Here is a 6,737-nt window from a genome sequence, read left to right as displayed (position 1 = left end):
TCCCGCGTTACACCCGCCCCGAGATGGTCGCCATCTGGGAGCCGGAGAACAAATTCCGCATCATGCTGGAGATCGAGACCCTGGCGGCCGAGGCCATGGAAGGCCAGGGCACGATCCCCAAAGGCGTGGCGGCGGCGCTTAGAGAGCGCGGCGGGTTCGATGTTGCGCGTATCGACGAGATCGAGGCGGAGACCAAGCACGACGTCATCGCCTTCCTGACCAACGTCACCGAGCATGTCGGCGAAGAAGGCCGCTACATGCATCAGGGCATGACCTCGTCGGACGTTCTGGACACGACCTTCGCCGTGCAGCTGACCGAGGCCGCCGATTTGCTGCTGGCCGACATGGACAAGCTGCTCGGTGCACTCAAGGCGCGCACGCTGGAGCACAAGGAGACGCTGTGCGTCGGGCGCAGCCACGGCATCCACGCCGAACCGACCAGCTTCGGCCTCAAGCTCGCCTCGTTCCATGCGGAGTTCGCCCGCGGCAGGCAGCGATTGGAGACCGCGCGGACGGAAGTCGCGACCTGCGCGATCTCGGGCCCGGTCGGCACTTTCGCCACCGTCGACCCTGGCGTCGAGGCCCATGTGGCCAAGCAGCTGGGCCTGACGCCGGAGCCCGTCTCGACCCAAGTCATCCCGCGCGACCGGCATGCCGCCTTCTTTGCCGCGCTGGCCGTCGTCGCCTCCTCGATCGAGCGCCTGGCGACGGAGATACGCCACCTCCAGCGCACCGAACTGCGCGAGGCCGAGGAGCAGTTCACGGCGGGGCAAAAAGGCAGCTCAGCCATGCCCCACAAACGCAATCCGATCCTGACCGAGAATCTGACCGGCCTGGCGCGCCTGGTGCGCGGCGCCGTGGTGCCGGCCCTGGAAAACGTCGCCCTGTGGCATGAGCGGGATATCTCCCACTCGTCGGTCGAGCGCAACATCGCGCCCGACGCCACCATCGGCCTCGACTTCGCCCTGGTCCGCATGACCCGGGTCGTCGAGGGCCTCGTGGTCTACCCTGAGAACATGAAGGCCAACCTGGACAAGCTAGGCGGTCTGGTGTTTTCGCAGCGCGTTCTCCTAGCGCTGACACAAGCGGGCGTCAGTCGCGAGGATGCCTATCGGCTGGTTCAGACCAACGCCATGGCAACCTGGAACGAGGGCGGCAGTTTTCTGGAGCGCCTCAAGGCGGACCCCGAGGTCGCCGCGAAGGTCAGCGCGGACGCCCTCGAAGAGATCTTCGATTATGGCTTTTACATCCGCCACGCCGGTGCGGTCATCGACCGCGCGCTGGCGGACTGAAAGGCCCTACTCCGACCGGACCTGCTCGGAGGCCTCAGCCTCGAGGGTTTCCATGTGGCGCCGTACCTTGTGCTCGTCGATATCGAGTCCGTGCGACTGGATATCGGCCATCACCTTTTCAACGACGTCATCGTCACCGGGTTTCTCGAAATCGGCCTTCACGACGTCCTGAGCATAAGCCTCGGCATCCGCGCCAGACATGCCGAATTGTTCGGCAAGCCACAGGCCGAGCAGCTTGTTGCGCCTGACGCTAATCTTGAAGTTCAGTTCCTGATCGTGCGCGTACTTGCTTTCCTGACCTTTTTTGCGGTCGTCAAACAATGCCATGTCGTGCTGCCCATTCTTTAATCAAAGCCATCAAGGCGCCCGACCGATTTGGCGCGCCCTGCCCCGCACCATATAGCGTAAGATCGCGCCGCTCCAAGGCCGCTTGAGCGGGTCGTGTACACAAGGAACCGCTTGGCGGTTCCGTGTGCACACGTGAATCCGCTCAACATCAAATAGTTAGGACGGATTCACCCATTTCGTTTGAAACGCTTGGCGATTAAAACGAAATGGGATCTGACCTAGCCGGGAAATCGCCCGTAAACATGTGCACCGTCGTCGTATTGGTTCGCCCCGGACACCGCTATCCCGTACTGATCGCCGCCAACCGCGATGAGATGAACGGGCGGGCCTGGCGCGCGCCGGGCTCTCATTGGCCTGACCACCCGGGGATCATCGGCGGCCTGGACGAACTGGCGGGCGGCACCTGGCTTGCCGCGAACCAGGCGGGCCTGGTCGCGGCGATGCTGAACCGCCCGGATTCCTTGGGGCCCCAGGATGGCAAGAAAAGCCGCGGCGAGCTGCCGCTGATGGCCCTGGAAGCAGTTGATCTAGCCTCTGCGGTCGGGCGTATCACTGTCATAGACGGTAGTGAGTACCGGAGCTTCAACATGCTGATAGCCGGACCGGAAGGTGCTGTCTGGGTCCGGTTCTCAGGCGACGAAACGGACGGGCACCCGACCGCCCAGGCCATACCGGAGGGCCTGCACATGCTGACGGCCTACGATCTCGACGACATGGAAAGTGCCAGAATCCGCCGCCATCTGCCGCTTTTCCGCGCCGCAGCCGCCCCCGAACCGGATACCGGCGATTGGTCCGCCTGGATCGAACGGCTAGCGGATCGGGGCAGCGAATCGGGCAGCGGCGAGAGTGGCGCCATGACCATCGGCGGGACCACCGGCTTTGGCACCGTCTCCAGTTCTCTGCTGGCCTTGGAAGACCATCATAGAGCCCCCATTTGGCTGTTTGCGGGGGGTCAACCAGACAAGGTGTCGTTTGATCACATTGTCACACACACCACCGATTGTGTTTAGGCGGCGTTTCCATTAGGGTCCGCGCATTCGGCAGCGGCCCCGCCGAAATCCGCCGAAAACCCTCGGGCAACTCACCCTCGGGACTTATGCCATGGCACGCCGAAGGCGCGTTTACGAAGGCAAGGCCAAGGTCTTTTACGAAGGACCAGAGCCAGGCCTGTTAGTTCAGCATTTCAAGGACGAGGCCCATGCCAGGCGTCCGGAGAAGTCCGGCGTCATCGACGGCAAGGGTGTCATCAACAACCGGATTTCCGAGTTCATCATGAGCCGGCTGAACGAGATGGGTGTCCCCACCCACTTCGTACGCCGCCTCAACATGCGCGAGCAGCTGGTCCGCGAGGTCGAGGTGCTGCCGATCGACGTCGCCGTGCGAAATGTCGCCGCCGGCGAGTTCGCCGAGCGCTTCGACATCAAGGAAGGCACGCCGCTGCCCCGCTCGATCATCGAGTTTTACCTGCGGTCGGAGGAGCTCGACTATCCGCTGGTCAGCGAAGAGCACATCACTGCCTTCGGCTGGGCCGCGACCCAGGATATCGACGACATGATCCACCTGTCGCTCCGGGTGAACGATTTCCTGTCGGGCCTGTTCCTGGGTGCGGGCATCCGCCTGGTCGACTTCACGCTTCAGTTCGGCCGGCTCTATTTCGAGGATGATGTCCGCCTGGTCATCGCCGATGAAATCACGCCTGACAGCGCGCGTCTGTGGGATCTGTCGACCAACGAGCCGATGGACAAGGACCGCTTTGCGCGCGATCTCGGCCGTGTCGCGGAAGGTTACCAGGAGGTCGCGCGCCGGCTCGGCATCCTGCCTGAAGCCGGCAACGTCACCGACCTTCAGAAAGCCGCAACGTGAAGGCCCGCGTCCACGTCACCCTGAAGAAGGGCGTGCTGGACCCACAGGGAAAGGCGATCCATCACGCGCTGGGGACCCTCGGTTTCGAAGGCATCGAAGACGTACGTCAAGGCAAGGTCATCGAGATCGAATTGGCCGAGACGAATGCCGACAAGGCGCGCGCGGAGATCGAGGAGATGTGCCGCAAGCTGCTCGCCAACACGGTGATCGAAAACTACGCGGTGGAGCTTGAGACGTGACAGGCCAGGCAGTATGTCTGCCATGGTCTTTCGTCCACCCCGCCCTTCGACCGCGCTCTGTTCAAACGCTGACCGCGTCCGGTAGATCGTCATGAAAGCCGCCCTTGTCGTCTTCCCCGGCACCAACCGCGAAATCGATATGTCCGACGCGCTGAGCCGCGCCGGCGCTGATGTCACCATGGTCTGGCACGGTGACGCCGACTTGCCGGCGACGGACCTGATCGTTCTGCCCGGCGGATTTTCCTATGGCGATTATCTCAGATGCGGCGCCATGGCGGCCCATTCCCCGATCATGAAGGACGTCGTGAAAAGCGCGAAGACCGGCACGCCGACCTTCGGTGTTTGCAACGGCTTTCAGACCTTGATCGAGACTGGGCTGTTGCCCGGCGGGCTGTTGAAGAACGCCAGCGTCAGCTTCGTCTGCCGCGATGTCTCACTGCAGGTCGAGAACGCCACAGCGCCGTTTACCGGCGGTTTTGCCTCCGGTGACGTTATCCGCGTGCCGGTCGCGCACGGCGACGGCAACTACTTCGCCGATGACGAGACGCTCGACCGGCTGGAAGGTGAAGGCCGCGTCGCCTTTCGCTATGTGCCCGGCCCGGACGAGCCGAAGGAGCGCGCCAATCCCAATGGCTCGATCCGCGATATCGCCGGCATCACCAACGAAGCCGGCAATGTGCTCGGCATGATGCCGCATCCCGAGGATGCGACCTGCGCGCGCCACAAGACCCAGGACGGCGTCAACCTGTTCGCGGGCATGGTCGAGGCGTTGTCATGAGCGCCGCAGTCGAGAACCCCATTCCCAACATCGTCGCCGAACACGGGCTGACCGCCGAGGAATACGCCAAGATCCTGGAGATCATCGGGCGCGAGCCGAACCTGACCGAGCTCGGCATCTTCTCGGCCATGTGGAACGAGCACTGTTCGTACAAGTCCAGCCGCCTCTGGCTGAAGACCCTGCCAACGTCCGCACCGTGGGTGATCTGCGGTCCCGGCGAGAACGCCGGCGTCGTCGATATCGGCGAAGGACTTGCCGCCGTCTTCAAGATGGAAAGCCACAACCACCCGAGCTTCATTGAACCGCACCAGGGCGCGGCGACCGGTGTCGGCGGCATCCTGCGCGATGTCTTCACCATGGGTGCGCGCCCCGTCGCCAACATGAACGCTCTGCGGTTCGGCAGCCCGGACCACGAGAAGACTCGCTATCTGGTCGGCGGCGTGGTCGGTGGCATCGGCAGCTACGGCAACTGCATCGGCGTGCCGACCGTGGGCGGCGAGTGCACCTTCCACGCCAGCTACAACGGCAACAACCTTGTCAATGCCATGACCGTCGGGCTGGCGTCCGCAGACCGCATCTTTTATGCCGCCGCCGGCGAAGTCGGCGCGCCCGTTATCTATGTCGGGTCGAAGACCGGGCGCGACGGCATCCACGGCGCCAGCATGGCATCCGCCGAGTTCAACGAGGACACCGAGGAGAAGCGCCCGACCGTGCAGGTCGGCGACCCCTTCACCGAAAAACTGCTACTGGAAGCCTGCCTGGAACTGATGGCGACCGATTCGATCATCGGCATCCAGGACATGGGCGCGGCCGGCCTGACCTGCTCCTCGGTCGAGATGGCCGACAAGGGCAATGCCGGCATGGATCTGGACCTCGACGCCGTCCCCCAGCGCGAAGAGAACATGTCGGCCTATGAGCTCATGCTCTCGGAAAGCCAGGAGCGCATGCTGATGGTGATCAAGCCGGAAGCCGAAGCGCGGGCACGCGAGATCTTCGAGAAGTGGGAGCTGGACTTCGCCGTTGTCGGCCACATCACCGATACCGGCCGCCTGATCGTCCGGAAGGACGGCGAGGTGCAGGCCGACCTACCGGTCAAGCCGCTCTCCGATGAGGCGCCGATCTATGACCGGCCATGGAACGAGGCAGCGAAGCGGCCGATGGTAGCGGCAACCGACGTGGTCGCGCCGAACGACATCGGCGATGCCCTTCTGACCCTGCTCGCCTGCCCCGACCTGGCGTCGAAGCGGTGGATCTGGGAGCAGTACGACCACCTGGTGCGCGGCCACACCATGCAGCGGCCGGGCGGCGACGCCGCGGTCGTGCGCATACCCGATTCCGACCGCGGCCTGGCGGTGACCAGCGACTGCACGCCGCGCTATTGCCGCGCCGATCCGTTCGAGGGCGGCAAGCAGGCGGTCGCCGAAGCCTGGCGCAATCTGACCGCAACCGGCGCGAAGCCGCTTGCCGTCACCGATTGCCTGAACTTCGGCAATCCCGAGCGTCCCGAAGTGATGGGAGAGTTCGTCGGTTGCGTGAAAGGCCTGGGCGAGGCCTGCCGCGCGCTCGACTTTCCGGTCATCTCCGGCAACGTCTCGCTCTACAACGAAACTAACGGCAAGGCCGTCCAACCGACACCCAACATCGGCGGCGTCGGACTGATCGACGATCTCGACCACATGGCGCGCATCGGCTTCGCCGGCGACGACGAGACGGTGATCCTGATTGGGGAGACCACGGGCCATCTGGGGTCATCCCTTTACCTGCGCGAGATCGCGGGGTCGGAAGACGGCGCCCCACCGCCCGTCAACCTGACCGTGGAGCGCCGCAACGGGGACTTCGTGCGCCAAGCCATCCGCGACGGCAAGGTCACGGCGTGCCACGACCTCTCGGACGGCGGCCTGCTGGTCGGGCTGGCCGAAATGGCGCTGGCCTCGGGCATCGGCTGCGCGGTCGAGCCTGCCCCGGACGATGTTCCCGCGCATGCTTGGCTGTTTGGTGAAGACCAGGCCCGCTATGTGGTTGCGGTCGCCGAAGGCGCCGAGACGCTGCTGGCCGATGCCGAAAAGGCTGGCGTTCCAGCCCGGGTCGTCGGCAGGACAACTGGTGATTCGTTGACTCTGGCCAGAGAGCGCGCCATATCGCTGGTAGCGATGCGTGACGCGCACGAAGGCTGGCTGCCGGGCTATATGGCCCAGGGCGCCTAATCAACGTCGGAGG

7 protein-coding genes are annotated in these 6,737 nt (G+C 64.3%); 6 read left to right on the top strand and 1 reads right to left on the bottom strand.

Features of this window, described 5'->3' with window-relative positions; all coding sequences use genetic code 11:
* Positions 1–1,292 (top strand): adenylosuccinate lyase (gene purB / locus AAF563_21290; protein ID MEM7123825.1); only part of this gene is annotated, 1,292 nt, incomplete at its 5' end.
* Between the two features lie 6 nt (positions 1,293–1,298).
* On the opposite strand, the gene AAF563_21285 is transcribed toward purB, so the two are convergent.
* Positions 1,299–1,619 carry a DUF1476 domain-containing protein gene (locus AAF563_21285; GenBank protein MEM7123824.1) on the bottom strand — a complete coding sequence of 107 codons (321 nt, stop codon included), beginning with the start codon at positions 1,617–1,619 and terminating at the stop codon, positions 1,299–1,301.
* A 263-nt stretch (positions 1,620–1,882) separates the two neighbouring features.
* Between AAF563_21285 and AAF563_21280 the strand changes: the two genes are divergently transcribed.
* From AAF563_21280 to purL, 5 genes are all read left to right on the top strand, one after another.
* Entirely contained in the window at positions 1,883–2,650 is a 768-nt protein-coding gene (locus tag AAF563_21280; GenBank protein ID MEM7123823.1) for an NRDE family protein, read from the top strand.
* 91 nt (positions 2,651–2,741) lie between these two features.
* Positions 2,742–3,503, top strand: coding sequence for a phosphoribosylaminoimidazolesuccinocarboxamide synthase (locus AAF563_21275; protein ID MEM7123822.1), 762 nt, complete (start codon positions 2,742–2,744; stop codon positions 3,501–3,503).
* Positions 3,500–3,742 (top strand): phosphoribosylformylglycinamidine synthase subunit PurS, encoded by a 243-nt coding sequence (gene purS / locus AAF563_21270; protein ID MEM7123821.1) that lies wholly within the window; start codon positions 3,500–3,502, stop codon positions 3,740–3,742. The genes AAF563_21275 and purS overlap by 4 nt, the downstream gene beginning before the upstream one ends.
* A gap of 91 nt (positions 3,743–3,833) precedes the next feature.
* On the top strand, positions 3,834–4,520 hold the full coding sequence (gene purQ / locus AAF563_21265; protein ID MEM7123820.1) for a phosphoribosylformylglycinamidine synthase subunit PurQ: 687 nt from the start codon (positions 3,834–3,836) through the stop codon (positions 4,518–4,520).
* On the top strand, positions 4,517–6,724 hold the full coding sequence (purL, locus tag AAF563_21260) for a phosphoribosylformylglycinamidine synthase subunit PurL (GenBank protein ID MEM7123819.1): 2,208 nt from the start codon (positions 4,517–4,519) through the stop codon (positions 6,722–6,724). Before purQ ends, purL begins: the two co-directional genes overlap by 4 nt.
* Positions 6,725–6,737: the final 13 nt, after the last annotated feature.

This window comes from Pseudomonadota bacterium, assembly GCA_039028155.1.
In the GTDB taxonomy this organism is placed as follows: Bacteria; Pseudomonadota; Alphaproteobacteria; order SP197; family SP197; genus JANQGO01.
Note: the sequence above shows the minus strand (reverse complement) of the source record. Positions and strands in the feature narration are given on the sequence as shown.